Here is a 25,590-nt window from a genome sequence, read left to right on the forward strand (position 1 = left end):
TCCCTTTTGGCGTTTGAACTCATAATGCAGTCCCTTTCTATGCATGTTTTTTCGGTAACATGCATTATGAGTCAACGATGTCTCCCTAGTCTTTACTTCGGTAACATTTTTTGTGATGCAATTCGCGAAGATTTATAAGGTTGTTTTCCTGAAATATTTTATGATAATATACAAATTTTACGGGAGGTAAGAAAGAAATGTATGCGATAGTTGAAAGCGGAGGAAAACAATACAAGGTCTCGCCCGGACAGCTTATCAAAGTCGAAAGCCTCGGGAAAGAGACAGGCGCCGATGTGACGATTGAACGGGTCCTGATGATACACCGGGATGACAAAGGGGTTTATGGGGCCCCGTATATCGACGGTGCGAAGGTGATCGCATCGGTCGAGGGCAATGACAAGGCCCGCAAGGTCATTATCTTCAAGCAGAGACCGAGAAAAGTGTACAGGAAACTGAACGGGCACCGTCAGCAGTTCACCGCACTCAGGATCAAAGAAATAGTTTATGGAGGATAACCATGGCACATAAAAAGGGAGTAGGAAGTTCAAGAAACGGACGTGACAGCGAGTCAAAACGGTTGGGGATTAAACGCTTCGGGGGTCAGTTTGTCCGGGCAGGCAGCATACTCGTCAGACAAAGGGGAACGAAGTTTCATCCCGGAACAAACGTGGGAAAAGGATCAGATGATACGCTCTTTGCAAAAACTGACGGAATCGTCAATTTCGAACGCAAGGACAGAACGCGGCTGCAGATAAGCGTGTATCCGCAGACTCAGTAGAAAAAGCTGATTGCGCAGTAATCACGAGGCGGGCAGGAAAGCCCGCCTTTTTTATTGATATCAGCGTTAACAGGTATAAAAAAGCATAAATACAGTATACAATTGAATGAATAATATCAGGAATGCATATGAGAAATCCCCTGCGCAAGAGGGACGTGCGCCGGGCCGTTGCTTTTTTCGGTGTTTTTCTGTTTCTGCGGTTTTTCGCTCTTCTTGCGGAGAAAGGTGATGCATGAATAATCGTGATGAGGAAATAGCATGCAGTTTGTAGATTATGTAAAGGTGCATGTGAAGGCCGGTGACGGGGGAAAAGGATGTGTAAGCTTCCGGAGGGAAAAATATGTGCCGAGAGGGGGCCCTGACGGCGGCGACGGCGGCAGGGGAGGCCATATCATATTCAGGGCATCCGACGAATTGAACACGCTTCTTGACCAGCGATACCGGCGGGAATACAGGGCAAAAAAAGGTCACCACGGGATGGGAAAAAAAATGCACGGAAAAAATGGCGAGGATCTTGTAATTCCTGTCCCCGTGGGTACGATCGTCAGGGATGCAGAGACTGGGGAGTTGATCATTGACCTTAATGAGCACGGCAAGGAATCGGTTATTGCCACGGGGGGAAGAGGGGGGCTGGGAAACTCACATTTCGCCACTCCTGTGAGACAGGCCCCGAGGTTCGCGCAGCCTGGTGAACCGGGCGATGAGAAATGGCTGGTGCTCGAACTCAAACTCCTTGCTGATACAGGCCTGATTGGGCTCCCCAACGCCGGGAAATCCACTCTCCTGTCCGTAATTTCTTCTGCAAAACCGAAAATTGCCGACTATCCGTTTACGACCCTCACCCCAATGCTCGGTGTCGTGAAGCTCGAAGATTTCAGGAGCTTTGTGGTTGCGGATATCCCGGGACTGATTGAGGGAGCACACAGGGGTATTGGCCTTGGTTTCCAGTTCCTCAGGCATATTGAACGCACTTCCATGCTTCTTCACCTTGTTGATGTATCTGACATGAACCCGGGTGATCCGGTTGAGGACTTTGAAAAGGTGCAGGAAGAAATCGCACTTTACAGCAGCGAACTCCTGAAAAAGCCGATTGCAGCCGTTGGAACAAAACTTGATATCGCGGTGCAGAAAGAAAGGCTTGCGAAATTGGAAAAATACTGTAAAATGAAGAAAATAGAGTTCTTTCCGGTGTCTGCAGTGAACGGTACCGGAATAAAGAAGCTCTTGTACTATATTGCAGAGAAGCTCGAGGCGTCGAGAAAAGCCCGCAGTGCCTCACAGGAGTAATTGCGAGGGGTGAAAAAGAAGGGTGTAATGCTTGGAAAAAAACTCTGAACTGAATTAGCCCATGCAGGAAGAGCAGGAAAAAATTCCGCTGGATGCCCGATTACTCAGCGATGTCATCATCGAATTAAATATCTCACGCCGCAACGTTTCTATTTACCCGAAAGATCACCCTTCCGTAGAGAAATCCTTGCGGCGCGCCTATGAACTCCTTCAGAAACTCTTTGAATTGAGGCCGGAAGTCACACTTGCCGTCGCCAAAGACACGCTTATCATTGATGATTATTACCTTGACAGGAAGAATCCTGTGTACAGAGAGTTTGCCCTCCACCTGAACAAAATGAATATGGCATATGTCACATTCATTATTGGCCTGTCACAGGACGAACTTTATGAATTTCACCGCATCATATCGCAGAACATAAAAGAAATCCTTCCTGAGACATTCCGGGCTATGTTTCATGATCTCAACCTGATCCATATTAAAGCCGGATTTATTGATTATGGTGCATTTGCCTTTGAAGAGGGAAAGACACTGAAAGAGACTTCCGGCACACAGCTCTGGGAGCGCTATGTATATGGTTTGCTGGAGGGTACGCTGCAGAGTGACGATGCGGGGGAGGGACTTAGTGGAATCCCGCCGGAGTTGCTCGCAGGGCTGTTAAACAGGAAAGCAGCGGATGACATCAGGGAAGAGGCATATGACAAAGTAATCAGCTCGTATATCAGAAGGTCTTCAGAATCCACATTTTCAGGCAGGGACCTGAAGAGAATCATGGATTTCATCAACGAACTGAAGCCCGAACTGAAGAAGCAGTTTCTCTCCTCTGCGGTAAGAACTGTCTCCAGAGATATGGACTCCGCGTATAAAGCGCTCGGAGGGATATCGGCAGACGAAATCATTGAATTGCTCGGGACGATCAATGAGCAGAGGCTCGTAATTCCGGAAGCCCTGAAAAATCTCCTTGACAGACTGTCAAAGCTGCCTCATGAAGGTACAGAACAGCTTTCGCTCCACGGGAATCTCATAGTGGATGATATATTTATCTCACCGGATATCGTGAATCTCTTCAGCGGCAATTTTGAATCATTTGTCTCAGCCACCTACAGCAGGGAAATCCAGAAGCTGTTGGATTTCAGTCCCGCACGGATTACTATCACAGAGCCGGGTGGACTGGGGCGGGCGTTCAGCGATGATTATATCGAGAGTGATTTCAACCATACAATCCTTGAACTCATGTCATCCGATATCCTTACTGAAAGGGATGAATACGCATTATTTATGCGAGTCCTGAAAGAACAGACTGAACAGTTTCTCTGGACTGCTAGATACACGCAGGTGCTCAAAACACTGAAAGTGTTACGGGCAAACAGGGAAAACGGCAGATTTGCCGATGTGACCGCAGAGATACTGGAGTTTTATCATTCTGAGGAATTTATCTCAAAGCTTGTTGATTCTCTGAGACTGCTGGGAAGACAGATGCGGGAAGAGGCACAGCTTCTCTGCGAGCATTACGGGGAGGAGATCATCTCACCGCTGATGGACGCATTGACTGTAGAAGCCTCGCAGACGGTCAGGAGGTTCCTTATGGGACTGCTCCGGCAGTTTGGAGACAAGGTGATCCCCGAAACCGTAAAACGGCTGGGTGACAAACGGTGGTTTGTGAAAAGAAATATGCTGTATCTCCTCGGTGAATGTGAAAGCAAGGAAGTGCTTCCGCATGTCAGGCCGTATTGCAGGCATGAAAACCGCAAGGTAGGTTTTGAAGCGATCAAATGCCTGCTGAATGCGGGAGATGAGTATGGCATTTCGGCAGTGAAGGATTATCTTCATTCCGACTCCCGGGAAGATGTTGAACTGGCCATTGCCATGTCCGGCTCATTCAGGATAAAAGAGGTTGTTCCCGATCTTATCCGGATGCTCAGGAAGAGGGGGATAAGCGGAGCAGACTTCTATGACAAGATCCCGGTTGTGAAGGCTCTGGGTGAGATTGGCGACCCCCGCGCGGTCGAGACATTGAAGGATTTGCTTGGGGGAAAGAGCTTCCTTTACAAGGGAGCCTCTGAGAGGCTCAAGGAAGAGCTCTACAAATCACTGAAGAATTACCCCTGCCGGGATATCGAAGAGATCATCAGGGCAGGACTGAAATCCAGAAATGACGTAATAAGGCAGGAATCACGCCGGTTAAAAGAACAGATATCGGATCAATGAACATGATAGTCAGATTTATTTCCACATTAATGTCTGCGGTCTCGAACTGTGCGCTCTACTCGAAAGAGCACTCTTCTGTTGATGATCTTGCAAAAAAGGCTCATGCAGTACTGAGTGAAATTTTTCAGGAATCTGACAGCCTGGAAATCATGATTGTTGATAATGATCTGGTCGTAAATAAAAGCCCGGTCAGGGAGGCCGGCGTGCAGGCGATCAACTTCATGAAGCGCCTTAAAAGAAAAGGTCTTTCCCGGGTCGACTTCCTGAAGGGCATCCCCTTTTCTGAGATGAAACAGTTTGCGGTAGACATGTCTTTGCCTGATAAGGACCCCGGGGTTTACCCGCATATCAGGACCGGCGTGGTTGATGTGAAATCCGGCGGACTGAAACTGGATACGGATCTGAATCTCGATAACCTTTCCGGGTTTACTCTTGATCAGATCGACAAGGTAAAGGAGGTGTACCATACGATATCACCTTACAAAAAACTGAATGTAACCGGGCTTGAGGAAATCGTTGTGAACTTCATCATTACATTCAGGAGAGAGGTGAATATTCTCAGACTGATAAGCCCGGTGAAATCCTACAGTGAATACACCTATACCCATGCCACGAATGTTGCGGTGCTTTCGATGTTGCAGGCAGAGTCTCTGGGGCTGAAGGATGACCTCATGCGCGATATCGGCATAGCAGCCCTTTTGCATGATGTAGGGAAGTTATTCATATCAAATGAAGTGCTTGAAAAGAAAGGTGCGCTTGATGAAAAGGAATGGAGCGAGATAAGAAGTCATCCTTTGTTCGGCGCGAGGTACCTTGCAACGATGGACGGAATTTCCCGCCTTGCACCCGTCGTGGCGATGGAACATCACCTCAGGTTTGACGGTAAGGGGTATCCGAAGCAGGCGGTGGACGGGAAGAAGCAGCATTTTTGCAGCCAGATCGTTGCGATTGCGGATTACTATGACGCGCTGAGGAGCAGAAGGCCGTACCGGAGAGAGCTCGAAATCAGGGAAGTGCTATCGGTCATGAAGAAAGAAGGACCGGGAGTCTTTAACATCACGCTGCTCGATAATTTTTTGCGGATAATGCATACGGCAATGTCGGAGTAGCAATTTGAAAAAAAGATTCAGAGAACCTGCTGTGCCTGTCGAACGCAAGGAGACTGTCCGGCAGCGGATACTGTCCCTGCTTGAGGGGGATACCCTGACTGCAAAGGATTTGTCAGCAGAAATCAGCGTTTCCGAGAGGGAGATATACGGGCATCTCGAGCATATCCAGAAGACGGTCAGCAAGTCCCGCCATAATTTCTCCATTGTCCCTGCAGCATGCAAAAAGTGCGGCTTTGTCTTCAGAAAAAGAGACAGGCTGACAAAACCGGGCAAGTGTCCTGTATGCAGAAGTGAATCGATACAGGAACCGCTGTTTTCGATAAAGAGCAGGGGTGAGGGATAAATCCCCGGAATGCGCTGTCTGCCATTCCTTTCAAAGGGTTGGGCTTATCTTGCATTCCCGAGCGCTTCTCTCGTGATCTTTTCAGCGGTCTCGAACACGGCCTTCTTCCCTTCTTCAGTTCTTGATTCGATATAGAATCTTACCTTGGGTTCTGTGCCGGATGGCCTTATCATCAGCCATGAACCGTCGTCGAACACAAGTTTGATCCCGTCAACGGTGATCACATGTGCGACGGTTCTTTCCGCTCCGTGTATTGTCACGGTGGTGCCTTCCTTGTACTGTTCTCTGATACCCGAGAGTCTTTTCAGCAGCGGCTCGCCGACAAGGTCAGGATCTACGGATATCCCTGAACGGTCCGGATAATAATACCCGTATTCATCCATAACCGAGATGAGGTATTCGCGCAGATTCATGCGCGTAACCGCCATCATTTCTATGGCAAGAAGCAGACCGAAGATGGCGTCCTTTTCGAGCGTGTGATTATAGGCCGAAATGCCGTCAGACTCCTCGAATGCGACTATTGCACGTTCATCGGAATCCTTCAGCATATATGGTCTGAAATTCTTGAACCCGACCATCGTCTCTTTCACAGGGATACCGTGTTGTGCAGCGATGGCATTGACGAGATTGCTCGTGCCAACAGATTTTGCGACCACTCCGGATATCTTCCTGTAGACATGGAGGTAGTGCAATGCCATTGCACCAAAATAGTTCATCGGGATCTGCATATGGCCATCTGTGTGCCTGATCCGGTCTCCGTCAGGGTCCATGATGACCCCAAGCCTGTAGCGGGAGCTGCTCTCCCCCAGGCACTTTTCGACCTGAATCATATTTTTCTCGGAAGGTTCGGGGGCAACACCACCGAAAAGGTAATTGTCCTCTGTTCTCAAGTACCGTATCCTGTCACTTGTTCCCAGGATCCTCTCGAGCCGGCCCCGTGTAGAGCCATGCACGTGGTCGATACAGATGATACAATCCTCCCTGCTGATGAAATCCCTGATTTTCTGAATATCCAGTGTCTTTCTCTCTGCAACGAACTTCATGTACAGGTCTGTCAGATCGATTTTTTCGATCTTTTCGGGTTTTGTCCCGGCAGGGACAGCCCTTTCCTTCATCAGCCTGTTGGCTATCGCTTCGATTCTTGTGGTTATCTCGGTGCCTGCGGGACCTCCGTCAGAAGGATTGAACTTGAACCCGGCGTAGTTGGCGGGATTGTGAGAGGGCGTAAGATTCACCGAACAGGCGGCATTCATCATCTCTATCCCTGCGGAGAACTCGGGTGTCGGCGCTTCGCCTGCATACCATGCCCTGATCCCTGCTTCCTGGAGGAGCCCGATAACCTCCATGGAAAATTCTGGACCGAGAAACCTGTTATCATGTCCGACTATCATGCCTCTTTTCTGTATCTCCTGAAAGTCCGATACGCCGATCGCATCCATGACAGTGCGGTCATTGCTTCTGCACATCTCTATGATCGCTGAAGTGACAATGCGGACATTGTGAAAGGTAAACCCGGTCCCGATTTCTCCCCTCCAGCCTGATGTGCCGAACACGATATCTGACGGTTCTGTATTCTCGCGTGCGAATTTCTCGATTTCTGCAAGGAATTGCCGGTTTTTCGAGACATCCGACAGAATCGCCTTCCAGCAGGCAGAGGCATTCTCAAATTGCTGTGCCATTACGTCCTCCCATGAATATGATGTTGTATAAAATGCCGTGCAAGGTTTGCTGCATAAAAGAACTATTCAAAAGAGGCACTGAAAAACCTCATCCGTTTTCCTGAGTTCCCGAATTATGCCGGACGCCTCGGACGGATTCAGATTGCGGGCATTTGCTGAGGAAAGTATCCTGAACAAACCGTCAAACGCACCCTTCACATCCAGGTCATTATCCATATGTTCAATAAAGGTTTTCTTCAGATCCCGGGAGATTCCGGAGACTTTGCCGGTTCCCCTGTACGCGTTATTCCGGATATTTTTTACGATTCCCCGGAAGCTTTTCAAGTGCTCTGCTGTTTTTTTCATTCGCGCACCGGAGTAATTTAGCTTTAGGCGGTAGTGCCCGTAGATCAGGAAGAAACGGATTTCTGCCATGGCATATCCCTGTTTTTTCAGCATATCCGTATACAGGATGTTTCCCCTGCTTTTTGACATTTTCCTGCCTTTGACATGAAGATGATGGCAGTGGAGCCAGAACTTTGCCATGGGATACGGCCTCACCGATTCAAGAATTGCACAGGTGTAATCATGATGACGGAAAAGGTTGTCAATCCCTCCGCAGTACACCGACAGCGTTTTATCGAAATGCCTGCTGATCATTCCCGGATCCTGGATATTCCATGCGGGCCGTCCTTTTCCGATAACGGTATCCCAGCAATATCTGTCTCCCTTATTGCAGCCGTGCCAGAGGATGAAATCTCCCTTATTCCACCGGGTTCCGGGATAGGTATCCTTGTGGAATCTCCTCTTTTTCGGTGGCCATGCAGATGTGTCAAGACCGTAGATTTTTCCGAACCCGGGGAATTTCAGGGCGTCAAAATAGACGTTTCCTCCGTGACGGTACGCGATTCCGCGATCAAGCAGTACTTCCAGTATTGCCACTGTTTCACTAATGCTCTCTGAAGCCTTCGGAAGGAAATCCGGAGGCTTCATCCTCAGCGCCTTCATCTCCCTTTTGAACTCTTTGATGACCTGCCCGGTGAGTCTGTTTACCGAAATCTTCTTCTTTTCGGCTTCGATGATCGCCTTGTCTTCAATATCGGTGATGTTCATGCCCCTTTTTACCCTGAACCCGGAATATTCCAGATACCGGGCGAGAATATCTTCGAAGAGGAATGTCCTGAAATTGCCGATGTGTGCCCTCTGATAAACGGAAGGGCCGCAGGTGAAAATCGTGACCACATTCCTGTCAGCCGCATGAAAAACTTCCGTTTTTTTTCCGAGTGAATTGAAAAGGCTTAACATGCAATATCCCTCCGGACTGCTATTCCCATTGTAATGTTTTCCAGTGCCCTTTGTGAAATCTCCAGATCATTAGCATCCCCTGCATGTTCATGGAGATTACCATGGCTATCCATGCACCGGTTGCCCCGTAATGCAGGATGATCGAGAAAAAATATGCAAGAGGAAGACGGATAACCCACATCGCGATGATGATGATCCACATCGTGCCCTTGGTGTCGCCTGCTCCCTGAAGGCCACCTGCCAGGATCACACTGAATGCCATAAAAGGCTCCGACAGCATGTTTATCCTGAGATAACGCACTGTTTCCTCATGAACCGCCGGGTCTTTTGTCAGGAACGACGAGAATTCCCGCGCCCAGATAAATATGACAAGCGCTATCAGGCTTATGAGCATGACTCCTGTCAGAGCGATTTTCCATCCGAGCCTTTCCGCCCTGTCAGGGTCCTTTGCCCCAAGGTTCTGGCCGATGAGTACGGACGCAGCCATATTTAGGGCAAAAGCGGGAAGAAATATGATCGCTTCGATTCTAAGGCCGTTTGTGATGGATGCAAGTGCGGTGATGCGTTCCTCCCCGAGCCTTCCGAGAATATTGTACAGCACAATGCTTCCTGCGTTCCATGCGATCTGGAGAAGCACGGAAGGCCATCCGATGCTGAGAATCCTGCGCAGAGTCGATTTCACTATTGTAAAAGGGCCTTCATACATCGGCCTCCATCGGCCGGAGAGAAAAAAAAGGGAGTTCATGACCATTCCTGCGGAAACCGAAATCGCCGTGGAGATGGCTATGCCGATATACCCTAATCCGGGCATGCCGGACATTCCGAACACGAGAATGAAATCGCCCAGGATATTGAGCACGCTGACGACAGCCATGGTCATGAGCGGCTTCCGGACTTCGCCGCTTGCCCGGAAGACCGCATTGGAAACTATCAGAATATAATTGGGACCGAGCGCCAGAGCGAAGACCTTCAGGAATTCTTCCGAGATTTCTTGTATTTCACCGGGGAAGCCGGACAGGGAGAGTATTTCCCTGCTGAACAAAAGCCCTGTAATGGTCAGGACTATTGCCGCCAAAACACTGAATAGCAAAGACTGCCTTGAAACTTCTATAGCTTCCTGGTCTCTTCCTGATCCGCTTGCCCTTGAGACCATGGCCAGGGTGCCGATACTGATTGCATTTGCGATGATAATCACCAGGAAGTATATCTGGCTTATAAAGCCTACGGCTGCCTGGACTTCAGGGCTTATAAAGCCCGCAACATAAATATCGGTCAGGCCGACAAGGAAATTGAATATCATAATAAGCATCATCGGCCATGACATCTGCCATATATTCATCCAGATATTTCCTGATGTCAGGGCTGGCGCCGGGGATTTGTGTGAGACAGACATTGTCTGATAATTCTATCATAAAAAAGAGATCTGTCAGATGATTCTTTCTCTGTCCATAACGGGAATAAAGCATTCCGGCATGGCGTTGCATTTTCAGGGTCTTTTCAGTAGAGTTATTATGAGGAAACCCGAAACGGGTGAACAGTCAGACGTATTGTGACTGGTCATCGCGAGCGACCAGCGGGAGCGCGGCAATCTCATTGTGTACCCCTTAAGAGGTGAATATGTCAGAACATCAGGCGCTGCTGAGATGTCCGGCATGCGGAGCAGTGAACCGTGTGTCTGCTGACAGACTGAGGGATCAACCGAAATGCGGGAAATGCAGTAATCTGCTCGAGGTTACTGGAAAGCCTGTTGATGTCTCTGCCACGGGCTTTGAGCGGGAGGTTCTGCAATGGCCCGGGGCGGTATTGGTGGAATTCTGGGCACAGTGGTGCGGGTATTGCCGGATGATCGCTCCGGCAATTGATGCGCTGGCGCGTGCGAAAGCAGGTCTTGTGAAGGTGGTCAGGGTCAATGTCGATAAAGCTCCTGAACTCGCGCAGAGGTTTGGTATCCGCGCAACTCCGACGTTTCTGCTTTACCGGAATGGCAATAAGGTCAATGAGATTGGGGGCGCCCTTCCAGGGGATCAGCTTGAGATCTGGATAGAATCCTCCTTAAAGAGCTGAAGGCCCTGCGCCGGCTATTGTCCTGAAGCCGGCTGATGATACACGAGTGTCTCTGTCTTCTCTTTTGTACGGATTCTCTCAGCCATCGTGACAGCCTCTTTCCTGTTCGGAAAACTGCCGATCAGCACCCTGAATACCACACTGTTATTTTTTGTCCTGCTTTCATGGATTCGGGGAGCATATCCCTTCGCCTGAAATGCCTTCATGACAGACAACGCGTTCTGCTTATTCCGGAAGACTCCGATCTGTACCGCGTAGCCGGCTTTCTGCGGTGATTCGGCTACCGCAGGTTTTGGTGTGGAGACCGGTCTGGATGCCGGCCTGATTGTCTCAGTTTTCTGCATGGTTGTTTTCCTGATATGCTGCGGTGTTTCTTTTGACTTCTTTTCCGCAGGAACCTGAGGTTTTACCATGGATGGCTGCGGGACAGATGTGGTCTGCACAGGAGGGGCAGGGGGAACCGGCAGCTGGATTTCTGCACCCGGTTTTTCGGATGGCATCGAAGGCTTTTCTGCAATGGGGGGGAGGGGTTTCTGCATCTGCAGGTCATCTTTGAAGAGGAAAAAGCCTGCAGCTCCAAGCATCACGATTGCGACAAGAATAACGGGAAGGTACATTTTTATTTTGCTCTTCGGCTCAGCTATCCCCCGGAATGCAGCAGATTCGCGCTCGTTCCCGTGCATGGCATAGGCCCGGATATCCTCTTCAGCCTGTACGTCAGCAGACGGTTCAGTCTTTTCAGATTCTTTCTCCTGTTCCTGCTCTGCAGGCTTCATGCCTGACCAGTCATCCGTATCCGGACCCGCATCCGGCGATGTCTGCGCATCTTCCTTGCCCATTTGCGCAGGTGCCTTATCCGGCGGTTTTTCCTCTGTCTGAGCAGTTTCTGTCAGCACTTCTCCGAATTGTACTGCGGTGTCTTCCTCAGGAATGTGTGCTGTCACCTGCTCTTCAGGAATATCTGCTTCATGGGGATGCTCCGGGACATTTTCCTGTTCCCTGTCATCAGGCAGGGCCGAACCGGAGAGGATATCCTCTGTTTTCCTGATAAGTTCTTCGCGACTGAAAGAGGTTTTCAGAAAATCAACAATTCCGTAAATTGAGGTATACCGTGATTCGACTCTTCCTCCATGAGGGGTAAGGATGACGATAGGGATATCCCTGAGGGCCTCATCATCATGGATTGTCTTGCTTATGTCCAGTCCGCTTGCGCCGGCCATCCCGATATTAATGAATATCAGTGAGGGATTGACTTTCCTTGCAACATTTATACTGTCGTTCTTGTTTAACGCGCTGAATACAAGATAGTCCGCTGATTCGAGTGTTGAGATCATTTGCTGGATCATCTCCCTGTCGGTATCGATTATGAGTATCGTTTTCCCGCTCATAGCGTTTCTCCTTTAAATAGAATCAATTTACCAGTATATTGTGAAAAATTCAACCGGCATCATCCGGCTTTCCATTGTACAAAGCCCATTCAGCATGCTGACCTCCGGAAGCCTCCGAATGGCACCCGGGGGTGTGTCTACCGAAGATATCCTTCGATCAGGAAATCCTCCCCGAGGCGTTTCATTACAGTGACGGTTATCCTGAAAGCCTCTTCAAGTGTCTGAAAGGATTTTCCGCCTACCGCGGGAAAGGACTCCTTCCCGCCGATAATTTTCGGGGCAATGAAAAAGATCACCTTGTCAACAATCCGGTCCTCCAGAGCATGTGCATTCAATGACGAGCCGCCCTCAATGAGCACTGAAGTGAAGTGCATTTCGCCGAGCTTCCGTATCAGCCAGTTCAGGTCCAGTTTTCCCTCATAATTGAGGATTTGTATGCCCTTTTTTTCAAGAGAGTCCGTCCGTGAATCATTTGCCTGTGTGACAATGACCGTCCCGGGCGGCGTAGTGAGTATTCTTGCGCCAGCGGGAATCTCGAGTTGGGGATCAATAACAATCCGGAGAGGATTTTTCCCTCCCCTGATCCTCGCCGTAAGCCGGGGATCATCCGCCTTTACCGTCCCTATCGCGGTAATTACCGCATCTGCGCTGCTCCTCAGGCGATGCACTGCCTTTCGTGCCTTTTCGCCGGTTATCCATTTCGACTGTCCTTCCGGGGTGGCGATTTTTCCATCAAGAGTCATGGCTATTTTCAGCGTCACAAAGGGTATTCCTGTGGTAATGAATTTTATATACGCCTCATTCAGTCTTTTTGCCTTGTCCTCAAGCACGCCTGATACGACCTCAACCCCGGCCTGCTGGAGTTCGAGAAAGCCCATGCCGGAAACCTTCGGGTTGGGATCCCTCATGCCTGCGACTACTTTTGCAATTCCGGCATCGATAATCGATTTTGTACAGGGAGGGGTTCTTTTCCCGGTATGGCAGCAGGGTTCGAGGTTGACGTAAAGAACCGAGCCCCTTGCCCTATCTCCGGCTTTTCGTATTACGAGTGCCTCAGCGTGGGGTGTGCCCGGTTTTCTGTGGAAATCTTCTGCGAGTATTTCACCGTATTTTACGATAACCGCACCGACCATAGGGTTCGGACTCGTCATACCTCGTGCCTTCTCCGCAAGTCTGATGGTGCGTTTTATAAAAAACCCGTCATCCATTAAACAATTACTATATCATAAGAAATGCCCCAGTGGAATACCGTGGTCCCGTATTTGCACATCCGGCGATAAGGATTGTCATTGCGGAGAGTCCTTTGCGTGTCATTGCGATGCCTCCTTCCCTGTCATTGCGAGGAACAGAGTGACGAAGCAATCTGTCGTTGAATCCCAGCGGCGAGATCGCCACGGACTCATTGCATTCGGCCTCGCGATGACAAAACCTGGAGAGTCATTGCAGGGAGCGAATTGACAAAGCTGTCTTGTCGCTGGCTCCCTTTACCGTCATTGCGAGGAGTGTAACGACGAAGCAATCCCGTCTTTTTCATACGCGTGGGTTGAATTCAGTATGAAAAACCCTGTCTGTGCAGCAAAAAAGCGCTTTTTGTTTTTAACTCGCTGATTAATCTGCTATAATACAGAAAATGGATCAGATCTGGCTCATAATCCTTGCAGTTGCGGTTGCAGTAACAGCCGGGTATGTCATCTCGCTGATTATTGAACTCAAGAAGACTATCCGTACGCTGAATGAACTTATGAAGACGACGGAGGAATCGCTGAAACCCACACTTGCCGAACTCCAGGAAACCCTTAAAAGCCTCAGGAACGTTACGGATGATATTAATGAAGTGACGACCGACGTAAAGACATTGTCCGGATCGGTGAGGGATGTCGGCCTGAATATCCGGCATGTCAGCGAGATGATTGATGAAGTCACGACATCGACCGCGATTAGGGCATCAGGGTTGAAGGCCGGGATCAAAACGGGATTAATGGTTTTATTGAGCAATATTTTTTCAAAAAAGGGAGGAGAATAATGAGAGAAGAAGGCGGATACAGCATGGGAAGCGTGTTCATGTCGTTTTTACTCGGTGGTCTGGTGGGTGCGGGTTTTGCCTTGCTCTTAGCCCCCCAGTCAGGACGTGAAACAAGGCAGAAGATCAGAGAGCTTACCGATGACGTGAAGGAAAAGGCGGTTGAATATGCCGGTGACGTGAAAGAGAGAATAACGAGCGGTATCGATAAAAGCAAGGACGTATATGAGGACAAGAAGAGCATGATCTCGAGCGCCATCGATGCAGGCAAAGCAGCGTATGAACATGAGAAAGAGAGGTTGTCAAAAGAGCCGAATGCATGAGGTGTCGATTGCGCAGGGAATGCTCGATATCGCTATCGACAACTGTAAGAAGCAGGGGTATGGAAGTATTGAATCCATAAAGGTCAAAATAGGAAGGGCATCCGGTGTCGTGCCTGATTCACTCCATTTTGCCTTCGAAGCATTAAAACCCGGAACAATTGCGGAGAAGGCTGTGCTCACCATAATTGAAGTGCCTGTCAGTGGCTTCTGCAAGGGATGCGGAAAACATTTCACTGTCGAAGAAAAATACGTTATTGAGTGTCCCTTGTGCGGAGATCCGTCATTCCAGGTTGAGACCGGCCGGGAGCTGAATATCGATGAGATGGAGGTTGTCTGATGAAAGTGAAGGTTGTCACTAATATTCTTGAGGCGAATGACAGGATTGCCGCGGAAAACAGGAAGCTGTTCAGCGATGCAGGCGTCTTTGTAATGAATATCATGAGCGGGCCGGGTGCAGGAAAGACCTCACTCCTGGAGAGGACGATTCAGGCACTGGCCGGTATACTACGGATCGGCGTCATAGAAGGCGACATCGCCGGATCGGACGATGCGGAGAGGATAGAAAAGCACGGGGTCCCGGTTGTCCAGATAAATACCGGCGGCGGCTGCCATCTTGATGCGAATATGATACGTGAGGTTCTTGATGAATTCCCGCTGAAAGAGCTTGATCTGCTGATCATAGAGAATGTCGGGAATCTTGTGTGCCCGGCTGAATTCAATCTGGGCGAGAACATGAAGGTGATGCTGCTCAGTATTGCGGAAGGACATGACAAGCCGCTCAAATATCCTCTGATGTTTCAGGAGTCCTCTGCACTGGTTTTGAACAAGATCGACCTTGCCCCCTATACTGATGCGGACCTCGGAAAGATCAAAAAGGATTCGCTTTCCCTCAACCCGAACCTGAAGATATTCGAGGTGTCATGCAAGACCGGGGACGGCATCGGTGAATGGACAGCCTGGCTTCAGACTCTGGTGAAGTAATCCTGCATGCAGTCCGGGAACTGATACGCAAACAATGTGATATTGAAAGATGATTCGCTGTTGAGGAGAACTCTCCTCACCCCTTCTCAACATTACCTCGGCGAATCCGCCTGAGGCCGGGAGAGAGGTCTTGCTGCATCCCAATGACATATCAGGTTGCATACACACTGGGATGGAATTACGGGACTTGAGAAACTGAATGGAACCTGTCAGAACAAAGATACTCGTGAAAGGCATAGTCCAGGGAGTCGGTTTCAGGCCATTCGTCTACAACCTCGCGACATCGCTTGACCTCAGGGGCTATGTAATCAATTCTTCACGGGGCGTCACGATCGAGATCGAAGGGGAAAACAGTCCCGTCTTTGTCGACAGGCTTGCCAGGGACGCACCTCCCCTATCGCAGATCATGAGCGTTGACATCATTCCTCTGCCATATCACGGATATGAAGATTTTCAGATCATGGAGAGTGAGGACGAGGGGAGTTTCACCCTCATTTCCGCCGACGTCTCGGTCTGTGAGGACTGCTTCCGGGAACTTCTGGACGCGGGGGACAGGAGATATCTGTATCCGTTTATCAACTGTACCAATTGCGGACCAAGGTACTCGATCACGAAATCAATACCCTATGACAGGCCGAACACCACCATGGCAGTCTTCAGGATGTGCCCTGACTGCGACGGGGAATATCATAATCCGTCGGACAGGAGATTTCATGCCCAGCCAAACGCCTGTCCCGTGTGCGGGCCACAGGTGAGCCTGGTAATGGGCAGAAAGAAAGCTGCAAAAGCGAAAAATCCTGTGCAGGAAGCAATTCGGCTTCTTAAGGAAGGAAAGATCGTCGCCATTAAGGGATTGGGAGGATTCCATATCGCCTGTGACGCTACGAATAAAGCAGCGGTAAAGCGTCTGAGACTGGAAAAAAGGAAAAGCAACAAGCCTTTTGCCCTGATGTCCCCGGACATACAGACAATAAAAAAATACTGCAACGTCTCCGAAGAGGAAGAGAAGATTCTCCTGTCCAACAGAAGGCCTATTGTCCTTTTGCAAAAACTGCCGAATAATCTGCCGGAAGAGGTTTCGCCAAAGAATCCCTGCATTGGATTCATGCTGCCCTATACGCCGTTGCACTACCTGCTGTTCTCTCATCCTGTGAAAGAAAAAAAGCACCTGAAAAACAGACATGCGCTCTCCTCTTCCTCACCGGGTGATGGGGGAGCAGGGGAGAGTAAGCCCAATTTCGAGGCGCTGGTCATGACGAGCGGAAACATTTCAGAGGAGCCGATTGTGGTGGACAATGAAGAAGCGGTCTCGAAGCTCTCGGGGATTGCCGATGCGTTTCTTGTCCATAACCGGGACATCTTCATGAGGGTCGACGATTCGGTCATGAAGGTGTTTAACCGCAGGTCTCTGCTCGGGACTCAGGAAAAGAGTTCTTCGTCGTCCGGTTCCGTGCCTTTCACCTATTTTTTCCGCCGGTCAAGGGGATATGTCCCCGACCCCGTACTGCTGCATGACGAGGGGCCGGAAGTCCTCGGATGCGGAGCGGATATCAAGAATATATTTACCCTGACAAAGGGCAGTTATGCGATTCCGAGTCAGCATATCGGCGATATGGAAAACTACGAAACGCTCCTTTTCTACGAAGAAAGCCTCCGGAATCTGAAGGAGGTATACCGTGTGGATCCCGTGGCGCTCGCATATGACCTGCATCCCATGTATCTGTCGACACAATGGGCCTTGCGGCAGGAGGGAATACACAAAATTGCCGTCCAGCACCACTATGCACACGTCGCATCTGTCATGGCGGAAAAGGGGCTGAAGGACAAGGTAATCGGCGTCTCTTTTGACGGGACCGGCTACGGCACCGACGGGACACTCTGGGGAGGAGAATTCTTAATCGCTGACCTCCAGGGGTTCAGAAGGGCGGGGCATCTGAAATGCATTCCCCTCCCGGGAGGCGAAGGGGCGATAAAGGAACCGTGGAGAATAGCAGTCAGCCACATTAAGGATATCGCGGGGAAAGACACGCTCCCGTATCTCAAATCCATAGGATTTATTGACCGGTATGGAGAGGAAAGGATCGGGGCCATCCTTCAGGTTCTCGATAACAGGCAGTTTGCTCCTCTTTCATCCGGCGCGGGAAGGGTTTTTGATGCGGTCTCAGCCATCATGGGCGTGTGTGATACCAATACCTTTGAAGGAGAAGCGGCGATTGCCCTTGAAGCGATCGCGCTCCCTAACGTGCAGGATGATTACCCGGTGAATATCATATTCAGGGAGAAGATGGAAATAGACTTTGCCCATACAATTTTAGGTATTACCGGAGATCTTGCGAAAGGGGTAGACAGGGGCATTATTTCATCCAGATTCCATAATACCGTTATTACGGCCATTGCAAGGGTAGTGGAGAAACTGTCGTCCCTCCATCTGATCGATGATATCGTCTTATGCGGCGGGGTTTTTCAGAACGTCTATCTCCTGGAACGAACCATCCAGCGGCTCCGGTCTCTTGGTCTGGAGGTCCATATACATGAGAAAGTGCCGACCAATGATGCCGGGATTTCCCTCGGCCAGGCATATATCGTGAGGGAGCGAATGAAATCGGTCAGCGGGTCTCAGACCTGAAATACTTTTGGACAGTGACCAGCCGGGATATTTATACTCAAAACCAGCGATACGCATAGTCATTGCGAGTGTAGCGAAGCAATCTCGTCGTATCAGCTGAGATTGCCACGTCCCGAATTCGTTCGGGACTCGCAATGACTGTTTGCTACACGTTTGAGTTATTTATTGCTGGATCTGGGTTATAATTAGGGAAACAGCACTATTACTCAGGATAAGGAGCCACATAATGAAAAATGTCATTGAAAGAATAAGAAAGCTTATGGACGAGATAGGAAGGCCGATCAAGCTTATGGAGGTGTGCGGCACACATACGGTTGCCATATTCAGGCATGGCATCAGGGATGTTATTCCGAAGGCCATAAGCCTCCTGAGCGGCCCTGGCTGCCCTGTCTGCGTGACGCCGATAAGGGACGTGGATATCGCGATAGCGGTTTCAAGGCTCGACAACTGCATCCTCTCGACCTTCGGCGATATGATGCGGGTGCCGGGACATAAACAGTCGCTCTTTCACGCGCAGGCTGAAGGAGCGCATATCAGCATAGTCTATTCCCCGATGGATGCCCTTAAACTGGCAACCGAGAACAGGGACAAAAATGTGATTTTCTTTGCAACAGGGTTCGAGACCACATCCCCTTCTGTGGCCGGGACACTTTCCGAGGCCGAACGGCTGGGCATAGAGAATTTTTTCATTTACTCCGCGCACAAGATCGTCCCTCCCGCCCTCAGGGCGCTTCTTGATTCTCCTGACCTGAAGATCGACGGGCTTATCCTGCCCGGACATGTCAGCACCATCATCGGCACCGGCCCGTATGAATTCATCGCTTCTGACTACAGAATCCCTTCTGTTGTCACAGGGTTTGAGGCTGACGATATCCTCAGCGCCATTTTGATGCTCCTTGAGCAAACCGCATCCGGAAGGGCCGAGGTCGAGATTCAGTACACGCGCGTCGTGAAAAAAGAAGGCAACCAGAAGGCAATGGCCCTCATCGAAAAGTATTTTGAGCCGTGTGATGCGAACTGGAGGGGCATCGGGGTGATTCCCATGAGCGGATTGAAACTGCGGGATACTGTCAGCAACTGGGATGTCAGCCGCATACTGACCGTTGAAGTTCCGGACGCCCAGGAACCCAAAGGATGCCAGTGCGGCAGCGTGCTCAGGGGCATTAAGATACCGACGGACTGCCGCCTCTTCGGCAAGGGATGCACGCCGGAACACCCTGTCGGTGCCTGCATGGTGAGCACAGAGGGAAGCTGTGCAGCCTATTACAAATATTCCGGGGTGATAAAGACGTAATGTGTCTTCGGCAGATTTATATTTAGACAGAATCGATTTCCGGAGATACCTTTCCCCTGACGAGTGTATGCAATGCGGGTTTCCTTCCTGTGAAGAATTCATTGCTGCGGTCCGAACCGGAACAAAAAACCCCCGGGACTGTTCTTTCATCAGCAGAAACAGGGCCTATGCGTTTGAGGCGGTTCAGAAAATGGGCGAATTGTGGCCCGAGGTGCCGCTTCTGTTCCATCCGAGGCCGGGCTTTACCGGGCTTCTTGCGCTGAATAATCCGGATGATACGTCCATGGTTATCGTTACCGGGAACAATGAATATACCGAACAGGTACTCATGACTGTCTTCAGCACCACCGAATGCCCGTTTTTTCTTCTCTTTATCGATACCGGGGGAAACACGGTGGACATGTCGATGGTGTATCAGACCTTAACTGCCGAGAGGATTTCCAATGGACTGGAACACGCAGGAATAATGAAAAGAAAATCCACGGGAACATTAATCATCCCGGGCCTTGCAGCCTCACTCGGGCCCGATGTCGAAAAACTGACCGGATGGCGCATAAATGTGGGGCCGGTATGCGCTGCTGAACTGCCCCTGTTTCTTTCTGATATCTGGATTCCCCCGTTGTAATCATCGGTTCTGCGTTAATTACAAGGTTAAGACCCGTAATCTGCAATGAACGCTGCCTATCTTATCACAGCAGGCATATGGTAAAATATTCAGGAATAAAGGAGGGTTAGGGCATGGAAAGGATACTTCTCGGTCATGGCAGCGGCGGAAGGCTGATGTATCAGCTGATTAAAGAGCATTTTGTACCGGAGTTCCACCTGAAGGTACTGAACGACTCAGCGGTGCTGGGAGTGGCCAAACAGGGGAAAATCGCCTTTTCGACAGATTCATATGTCGTGTCCCCCATCTTTTTCCCCGGGGGAGATATCGGCGAGCTTGCAGTGTACGGCACAGTGAACGACCTTTCCATGGTGGGAGCAAAACCTCTGTATATGACCGCAGGTCTGATTCTGGAAGAGGGTTTCCCTCTTGATGACCTGAAAAAGATCCTCGGTTCCATGGCGGATGCAGCCAAAAAGGCAGGAATAAAAATTGTCGGCGGAGACACGAAGGTTGTCAATAAAGGCAAGGCAGACGGCATATTTATCAATACCTCGGGGGTCGGGGTGATAGGAAAAGGTGTGAATATCTCACCCCTGAAGGTACGGCCAAAAGATAAGGTCATTGTGAGCGGGCCGATCGGCAATCACGGGATATCTGTTATTGCCAAGAGAAACGGGCTGACATTCAATCCACCCGTTCTCAGCGATACCGCACCCCTCAACGGACTTGTGAGCGAAATGCTCAGAAAGACCAAGAAGATACATGCCATGCGGGACCCTACAAGGGGAGGTCTGGCGACAACACTCAAGGAGATAGCCGTGGATTCAGGGTACTGCATTGTGCTGGAAGAGCGCGCTATCCCTGTTCCGCCGGGAGTGAAAGGCGCTTGCGAACTGCTCGGACTTGATCCGCTCTATGTGGCAAATGAAGGGATACTGATCGCAATCGTAGACCATTCGGTTGCAGATTCCCTCGTCCAGACCATGAAAAAACATCCGGTCGGCAAAGGGACCCGCATCATCGGAGAAGTGCAGAAATCTCCCACGGGCATGGTATTGCTGAAAACTGCAATCGGCGGGACGAGGATTGTCGAGATGCTTTCAGGCGACCAGCTTCCGAGAATCTGCTGATAAGAGATTATTATGATATTGGGCGTGAACGTTGACCATGTGGCAACCCTGAGGCAGGCAAGGGGGGGTATTGAACCTGACCCGGTCATGGCGGTAACCCTCGCAATTCTCGGTGGCGCAGACGGGATTACGGTGCATCTCCGGGAAGACAGGCGTCATATACAGGACAGGGACCTCAGGCTGCTGAAAGAGTTTGTGCCTGTTGAACTGAACCTTGAAATGGCCGCAACAAAGGAGATGATCAACATAGCGGTGAAAACAAAACCCGGGATGGTTACGCTTGTACCTGAAAAAAGACAGGAACTGACCACAGAAGGCGGCCTTGACATGAAGTCGCAGAAAAACCATATCAGGGCAGCGGTCAAAAAGATTCAGGGAGCGGGCATTCCGGTCAGCCTGTTCATCAACCCGGATGCCGGCGATATCGAGCTCTCGAGACAGACAGGCGCTGACATGGTCGAGATTCATACCGGGATGTATGCAAATGCACAAGGGAAAAAGCAGGAAAAGGAACTGGCGCGTGTCATGAATGCGGTTCAGCATGGATTGAACGCCGGTCTTCAGGTCAATGCAGGCCACGGCCTGAATTATTTCAACGTGGGGAATATTGCTGCCATTCACGGACTCAGGGGGCTGTATATCGGGCACAGCATTGTATCACGGGCGATGCTTGTGGGAATGGAGAGCGCGGTAAGAGAAATGAAAGAACTGATAAAGGAGGCTTCAAGGAGCTGATATGACAAAGAAAATTCTTATCCTCTGTTGCGGATATATGTATGGATGCGATAATGCGTTTGGATATCATGTCTTTAAAGTTTTGGAAAAGATGCCCTTGCCTCAGAACGTGGATTTGATGGAAGTCGGTTTGTCAGCATGTATGATCCCGCATGTCATGGTAGAGAAGGATAAACTGGTCATAGTTGATGTCTTTGATCATAGTAAAGAGGCCCCGGGAACCATTATGCGCCTGAAAACGGAAGAGTTGCCGCTGAAATTCGATCTCAAGAAAGATCCCGCGAAGGTACATCTTGTTGAAACTCTGGAACACATGCAGTTAACCGGATACTGTCCCGAGACTGTCTTTATCGGTGTTGTCCCTAAAAATATGCAAATTGAATCTGAACAGTTGACCCATGAAATTCAGAGTAAAATCCCTGAAGTTATCGATTTGATCTTAAAGGAAATCGATTAACATGAACGGCTTTATTATAAGCCAAAGCCAGCGATAAGAATGGTTCGATTCCAGTTGCGAGACAAACTGAAGCAACCCCGTCCTTCTGCCCTATTCCGTCATTGCGAGGAACGCAGTGACGAAGCAATCTTGTCGTTCGGAACAACAATGAGATCGCCACGCTTCGCTCGCGATGACAACCAATGAAAAAAAGCGTCACAGCCTCATTTCCATTCAACGTCGCGATGAAAAAAGGACAGATTGCCGTGCTCCCGCTGGTTGCTCGCAATGACCGGTTTGCCAAACGTGTGAGTTATTTCTTGTTGGATCAAGGTATAAATTAATTCTGGTTAATCTCTGTCTTGGTCCTGGGCGCACACAGACCAAGGTATATCAGAGTGCCCAGGAGAGGATTATATTTAAAACGTTATCCGGGTCAGAACTGACATGATTCTTATAGATACATGGATACTGATAAATTAATACAACTATCATTTCAGTATTATCACGCAGGGAATTTTGAAGAAGCTCAACAGACCTGCCTGGAAATACTGAAAGATCAACCAGACAATGAACAAATAATATATCTTCTTGGAATTATATACGTTCAGCTTGAAGAATATGATTTGGCAGAGCAGTATTTCGAGAAGCTGCTTCAGGTTGATAAAGATAATGCTGACGCCTATCTCGCATTGGGAGCGATTTATCACAAACAAAGGCTTTTTGACAAAGCTGTTAGTTGCTACAGAAAGGTAATCGAGAGTGATGCTGAATGTGCTGAAGTACATGAAAACCTAGGTGATATCTTCAGGGAGACACAGTATTTTGATGAAGCTATCAACTATTACAAGAAAGCTCTTCACCTGAACCCCAACGCTCCTGAAGTATGGTGCAGTCTGGGGGATATTTATAAAGCGAGGAAACAGTTTGATCTCGCGACTTTTCATTACCGGTCTGCGTTAAGATATAAATCTGATTATGCCGAAGTTTATAGCAATCTTGGAAGCATTTTTCATGAGCAAAGACGATTGGATGAAGCGATACGTTATTATCAGAAGGCCCTGGAAATTAATTCAAACCATATTGATGCCGGTATAAATCTCCAAAATGCTTCTCTTGAGAAAAAAGAGCTTGAAGAGACACTGCGATTTTATCAATATTGGTTAGACGTTGCTATGACGCTGGGATTCTTGAAAGTTGAAATGCTGATTAATGCCTTTATCAACAAATTCTATTTCAAGATATTACACGTGCAATACTATCCTGATCTTTTCTGCTATGACAAATCTCCTTTTAGCTTAAAACGCCGAATATTAGAAAGTATCCTCAAAGACAATGAGAAGATTCGTGATGTTGACAATTTATTAGGAGACTTAGATCGGCTCTCCACGATCAGAGAATATCATGAAAAAAACACGGTTACTCTTATATCCCAATACCATAAAAATAGCGCAAACACTAGTTATAGAATATCTCATGCAATAAATGCCTTTGAAAAAATGCACCGTGAATTTATGATAATTGCATCAAGAATTGAAAATGAGCTTGTAAATGCCTTAAATTCTTAGTCGGATTCAAAAGACGAAGTAACACATGAAAAATCTTCCTAAATCCAGCGTCAAGAATGGCCATTGCGCATGTAGTTGCGAGGCAGAGCCGAAGCAACCCCATTCTTCCGAACTACCCCCAGTTGTTGTGCAACGCATAATTAGAGTATTCGACGCCACTGACTATCCCCCGAAAACTATGCCACTTTTAGGTTTAGTGTTTTTCCCTGTTGACCTCCCTATTCCGTCATTGCGAGGAACGCAGTGACGAAGCAATCTTGTCGTTCGGAACAACAATGAGATCGCCACGCTTCGCTCGCGATGACAACCAATGAAAGAAAGCGCCACAGCCTCATTTCCATTCAACCTCGCGATGAAAAAAGACAGATTGCCGCGCTCCCGCTGGTCGCTCGCAGTGACTTCCATCGCGATGACTTCCATGGTTGTCATTGCGAGGTGCGAAGCGACGAAGCAATCCCCTTTATTAAAGCAAAATAACAACGTTTTGTATGCTCCTTGCAGATGCTCGAAACCGACCTGTTTAGCGATCATTTGAGTTCCTTATCGCTGGATTTAGATAATGACTAATCTATTCGAGTTGGTTGCTGACTTGCCGGATAAGATGATGGGTTGTGGTCTCTTCCATGACAGGTAAGATAACACTCGCCAGCCTTGCTGCCCAAATCGATAAATTCGAGCCTGCCCCCGCTTGACTGTGTGATTGAAATATTATCAAAATCCATAAGATGGGTATATACAGTGCTGCCATGAGGTGTATGGCATGTCCTGCAGGAAGTTCCAACTGTTGCAATATGAATATTATGATAAATAAAGCTTTCATTCCCGAGAATGCTCTCCCGTCTGTGGCAACTGTAGCAAAGTTCGTATTGAAAAGGGCCCTCAGTTCCGTCTGAAGTAGTAAAATTTTTGGATAATATCATGCTGTAGATGGAAGCATGAGGACCTTGTGGCCCCAGGGGATCATCATTGTTATGGCATGCTGAACATTTAATCATGTCAGATGTGGTTAAAGGCGGAATCAGGCTTGGCACGTCCATATTTTTCCCCTGGGAGATGACAGGGTGATAGGAGGGATTCGCCACTGAAAATATTTCTGCAAGGTTTCTCTGATTGCCCGGAAGATTCGCACTGTACGAATGGCATTTGAAGCAGAGCTCGTATTCGAACGTAATCTGGTCGATAATGAGCCCTTGAGCATTCACTCCTTTAATCCCTGCAGTTTTATTTTCAGTCTGGACATAATGATGGTGATGACAATCCCCGCATTCTGAATGCCTCTGCGCAGAGGGATCATTTTCGGGCATGATCTCACCGTATTTATGAATGCCTTTATTTTCAACCGGATGACGGTAGGATTTCAGGAATTCCCTCTGGAGATTTGCTGCTTTGGTATTCTGGGCAAGGTCTCCTTCGTTCCTGGTAGCTTCGACATTAGCGCTTTCCCCATGGCAGCGGAAGCAGAACAAATCCCTTTCAACAGAGAGCATAGGAGTATTCAATATGCCGTGTCCTTTATGGCAGCTGTTGCATCCCTTGGGCAGTTTGCTTCTGTCACCATGAGGACTTGTGGTTAAGGATTCTGAACGAAGAAAAGTTGGTACTGTTACCAGAATGAGGCACACAACAATAATTATTCCGAGATATTTTTGAGTCCTTTTCATATCTTATGTATCGAATATCCAGATAAAATATTCAAATTCAAAAAGGAGGTATACAACGGACGCCGGTC

The 25,590-nt window shown here is 48.9% G+C and carries 25 protein-coding genes; 18 read left to right on the top strand and 7 right to left on the bottom strand.

Annotated elements, in window-relative coordinates; genetic code table 11:
- The first annotated feature begins 197 nt into the window (after window positions 1-197).
- The 6 genes from rplU (at window position 198) to AB1552_10520 (ending at window position 5,726) form a co-directional block, all read left to right on the top strand.
- On the top strand, window positions 198-515 hold the full coding sequence (gene rplU, locus AB1552_10495) for a 50S ribosomal protein L21 (protein MEW6054196.1): 318 nt from the start codon (window positions 198-200) through the stop codon (window positions 513-515).
- Window positions 516-517: 2 nt separating this feature from the next.
- On the top strand, window positions 518-778 hold the full coding sequence (gene rpmA / locus AB1552_10500) for a 50S ribosomal protein L27 (protein MEW6054197.1): 261 nt from the start codon (window positions 518-520) through the stop codon (window positions 776-778).
- A 258-nt stretch (window positions 779-1,036) separates the two neighbouring features.
- A complete protein-coding gene (obgE, locus tag AB1552_10505; protein MEW6054198.1) occupies window positions 1,037-2,065 on the top strand; it encodes a GTPase ObgE in 1,029 nt (342 codons plus the stop codon).
- 61 nt (window positions 2,066-2,126) lie between these two features.
- Complete coding sequence (locus AB1552_10510) at window positions 2,127-4,274, top strand: HEAT repeat domain-containing protein (GenBank protein ID MEW6054199.1); 2,148 nt, start codon at window positions 2,127-2,129, stop codon at window positions 4,272-4,274.
- 2 nt (window positions 4,275-4,276) lie between these two features.
- Window positions 4,277-5,383 carry an HD domain-containing phosphohydrolase gene (locus AB1552_10515; GenBank protein ID MEW6054200.1) on the top strand — a complete coding sequence of 369 codons (1,107 nt, stop codon included), beginning with the start codon at window positions 4,277-4,279 and terminating at the stop codon, window positions 5,381-5,383.
- Window positions 5,384-5,387: 4 nt separating this feature from the next.
- A complete protein-coding gene (locus tag AB1552_10520; GenBank protein ID MEW6054201.1) occupies window positions 5,388-5,726 on the top strand; it encodes a transcriptional regulator in 339 nt (112 codons plus the stop codon).
- Window positions 5,727-5,770: 44 nt separating this feature from the next.
- Here the strand turns inward: AB1552_10520 and AB1552_10525 are convergent, their stop codons facing one another.
- The 3 genes from AB1552_10525 to AB1552_10535 all read right to left on the bottom strand — a co-directional run bounded on the left by AB1552_10525 (window position 5,771) and on the right by AB1552_10535 (window position 10,028).
- Window positions 5,771-7,405 (bottom strand): phosphomannomutase, encoded by a 1,635-nt coding sequence (locus AB1552_10525; protein MEW6054202.1) that lies wholly within the window; start codon window positions 7,403-7,405, stop codon window positions 5,771-5,773.
- A 66-nt stretch (window positions 7,406-7,471) separates the two neighbouring features.
- Complete coding sequence (locus AB1552_10530) at window positions 7,472-8,689, bottom strand: class I tRNA ligase family protein (GenBank protein MEW6054203.1); 1,218 nt, start codon at window positions 8,687-8,689, stop codon at window positions 7,472-7,474.
- 19 nt (window positions 8,690-8,708) lie between these two features.
- Window positions 8,709-10,028, bottom strand: a complete 1,320-nt coding sequence (locus tag AB1552_10535) for an MATE family efflux transporter (GenBank protein MEW6054204.1) — start codon at window positions 10,026-10,028, stop codon at window positions 8,709-8,711.
- 278 nt (window positions 10,029-10,306) lie between these two features.
- Here AB1552_10535 and trxC point away from each other — a divergent pair, with 278 nt between their 5' ends.
- Window positions 10,307-10,753, top strand: a complete 447-nt coding sequence (gene trxC / locus AB1552_10540) for a thioredoxin TrxC (GenBank protein ID MEW6054205.1) — start codon at window positions 10,307-10,309, stop codon at window positions 10,751-10,753.
- Window positions 10,754-10,767: 14 nt separating this feature from the next.
- Here the strand turns inward: trxC and AB1552_10545 are convergent, their stop codons facing one another.
- Together AB1552_10545 and ribD are read right to left on the bottom strand one after the other, a co-directional pair.
- Window positions 10,768-12,141, bottom strand: a complete 1,374-nt coding sequence (locus AB1552_10545) for a response regulator (protein ID MEW6054206.1) — start codon at window positions 12,139-12,141, stop codon at window positions 10,768-10,770.
- Between the two features lie 137 nt (window positions 12,142-12,278).
- On the bottom strand, window positions 12,279-13,349 hold the full coding sequence (gene ribD / locus AB1552_10550) for a bifunctional diaminohydroxyphosphoribosylaminopyrimidine deaminase/5-amino-6-(5-phosphoribosylamino)uracil reductase RibD (protein MEW6054207.1): 1,071 nt from the start codon (window positions 13,347-13,349) through the stop codon (window positions 12,279-12,281).
- Window positions 13,350-13,771: 422 nt separating this feature from the next.
- On the opposite strand from ribD, the gene AB1552_10555 reads away from it, so the two are divergent.
- The 11 genes from AB1552_10555 to AB1552_10605 all read left to right on the top strand — a co-directional run bounded on the left by AB1552_10555 (window position 13,772) and on the right by AB1552_10605 (window position 23,861).
- Complete coding sequence (locus tag AB1552_10555) at window positions 13,772-14,164, top strand: DUF948 domain-containing protein (GenBank protein MEW6054208.1); 393 nt, start codon at window positions 13,772-13,774, stop codon at window positions 14,162-14,164.
- Window positions 14,164-14,484, top strand: a complete 321-nt coding sequence (locus AB1552_10560; GenBank protein MEW6054209.1) for a YtxH domain-containing protein — start codon at window positions 14,164-14,166, stop codon at window positions 14,482-14,484. The genes AB1552_10555 and AB1552_10560 overlap by 1 nt, the downstream gene beginning before the upstream one ends.
- Window positions 14,477-14,821 (top strand): hydrogenase maturation nickel metallochaperone HypA, encoded by a 345-nt coding sequence (gene hypA / locus AB1552_10565; GenBank protein MEW6054210.1) that lies wholly within the window; start codon window positions 14,477-14,479, stop codon window positions 14,819-14,821. Before AB1552_10560 ends, hypA begins: the two co-directional genes overlap by 8 nt.
- Window positions 14,821-15,465, top strand: a complete 645-nt coding sequence (gene hypB, locus AB1552_10570; GenBank protein MEW6054211.1) for a hydrogenase nickel incorporation protein HypB — start codon at window positions 14,821-14,823, stop codon at window positions 15,463-15,465. Before hypA ends, hypB begins: the two co-directional genes overlap by 1 nt.
- Before the next feature lie 199 nt (window positions 15,466-15,664).
- Complete coding sequence (locus AB1552_10575) at window positions 15,665-18,091, top strand: carbamoyltransferase HypF (GenBank protein ID MEW6054212.1); 2,427 nt, start codon at window positions 15,665-15,667, stop codon at window positions 18,089-18,091.
- A gap of 226 nt (window positions 18,092-18,317) precedes the next feature.
- Window positions 18,318-19,385: a hydrogenase formation protein HypD gene (gene hypD, locus AB1552_10580; protein MEW6054213.1), complete on the top strand. Its 1,068-nt coding sequence runs from the start codon at window positions 18,318-18,320 to the stop codon at window positions 19,383-19,385.
- Between the two features lie 67 nt (window positions 19,386-19,452).
- Entirely contained in the window at window positions 19,453-20,010 is a 558-nt protein-coding gene (locus tag AB1552_10585) for a (Fe-S)-binding protein (GenBank protein ID MEW6054214.1), read from the top strand.
- A gap of 113 nt (window positions 20,011-20,123) precedes the next feature.
- A complete protein-coding gene (hypE, locus tag AB1552_10590; protein MEW6054215.1) occupies window positions 20,124-21,122 on the top strand; it encodes a hydrogenase expression/formation protein HypE in 999 nt (332 codons plus the stop codon).
- A gap of 9 nt (window positions 21,123-21,131) precedes the next feature.
- Window positions 21,132-21,857, top strand: a complete 726-nt coding sequence (locus AB1552_10595; protein ID MEW6054216.1) for a pyridoxine 5'-phosphate synthase — start codon at window positions 21,132-21,134, stop codon at window positions 21,855-21,857.
- Window position 21,858: 1 nt separating this feature from the next.
- Window positions 21,859-22,314 carry a hydrogenase maturation protease gene (locus AB1552_10600; protein ID MEW6054217.1) on the top strand — a complete coding sequence of 152 codons (456 nt, stop codon included), beginning with the start codon at window positions 21,859-21,861 and terminating at the stop codon, window positions 22,312-22,314.
- A 443-nt stretch (window positions 22,315-22,757) separates the two neighbouring features.
- Window positions 22,758-23,861, top strand: a complete 1,104-nt coding sequence (locus AB1552_10605) for a tetratricopeptide repeat protein (GenBank protein MEW6054218.1) — start codon at window positions 22,758-22,760, stop codon at window positions 23,859-23,861.
- Window positions 23,862-24,023: 162 nt separating this feature from the next.
- On the opposite strand, the gene AB1552_10610 is transcribed toward AB1552_10605, so the two are convergent.
- Both AB1552_10610 and AB1552_10615 read right to left on the bottom strand, forming a co-directional pair.
- On the bottom strand, window positions 24,024-24,392 hold the full coding sequence (locus AB1552_10610) for a hypothetical protein (protein ID MEW6054219.1): 369 nt from the start codon (window positions 24,390-24,392) through the stop codon (window positions 24,024-24,026).
- Between the two features lie 32 nt (window positions 24,393-24,424).
- Entirely contained in the window at window positions 24,425-25,522 is a 1,098-nt protein-coding gene (locus AB1552_10615; GenBank protein ID MEW6054220.1) for a cytochrome c3 family protein, read from the bottom strand.
- Between the last annotated feature and the right edge of the window lie 68 nt (window positions 25,523-25,590).

This window comes from Nitrospirota bacterium, assembly GCA_040754395.1.
Lineage (GTDB): Bacteria > Nitrospirota > Thermodesulfovibrionia > Thermodesulfovibrionales > SM23-35 > JBFMCL01.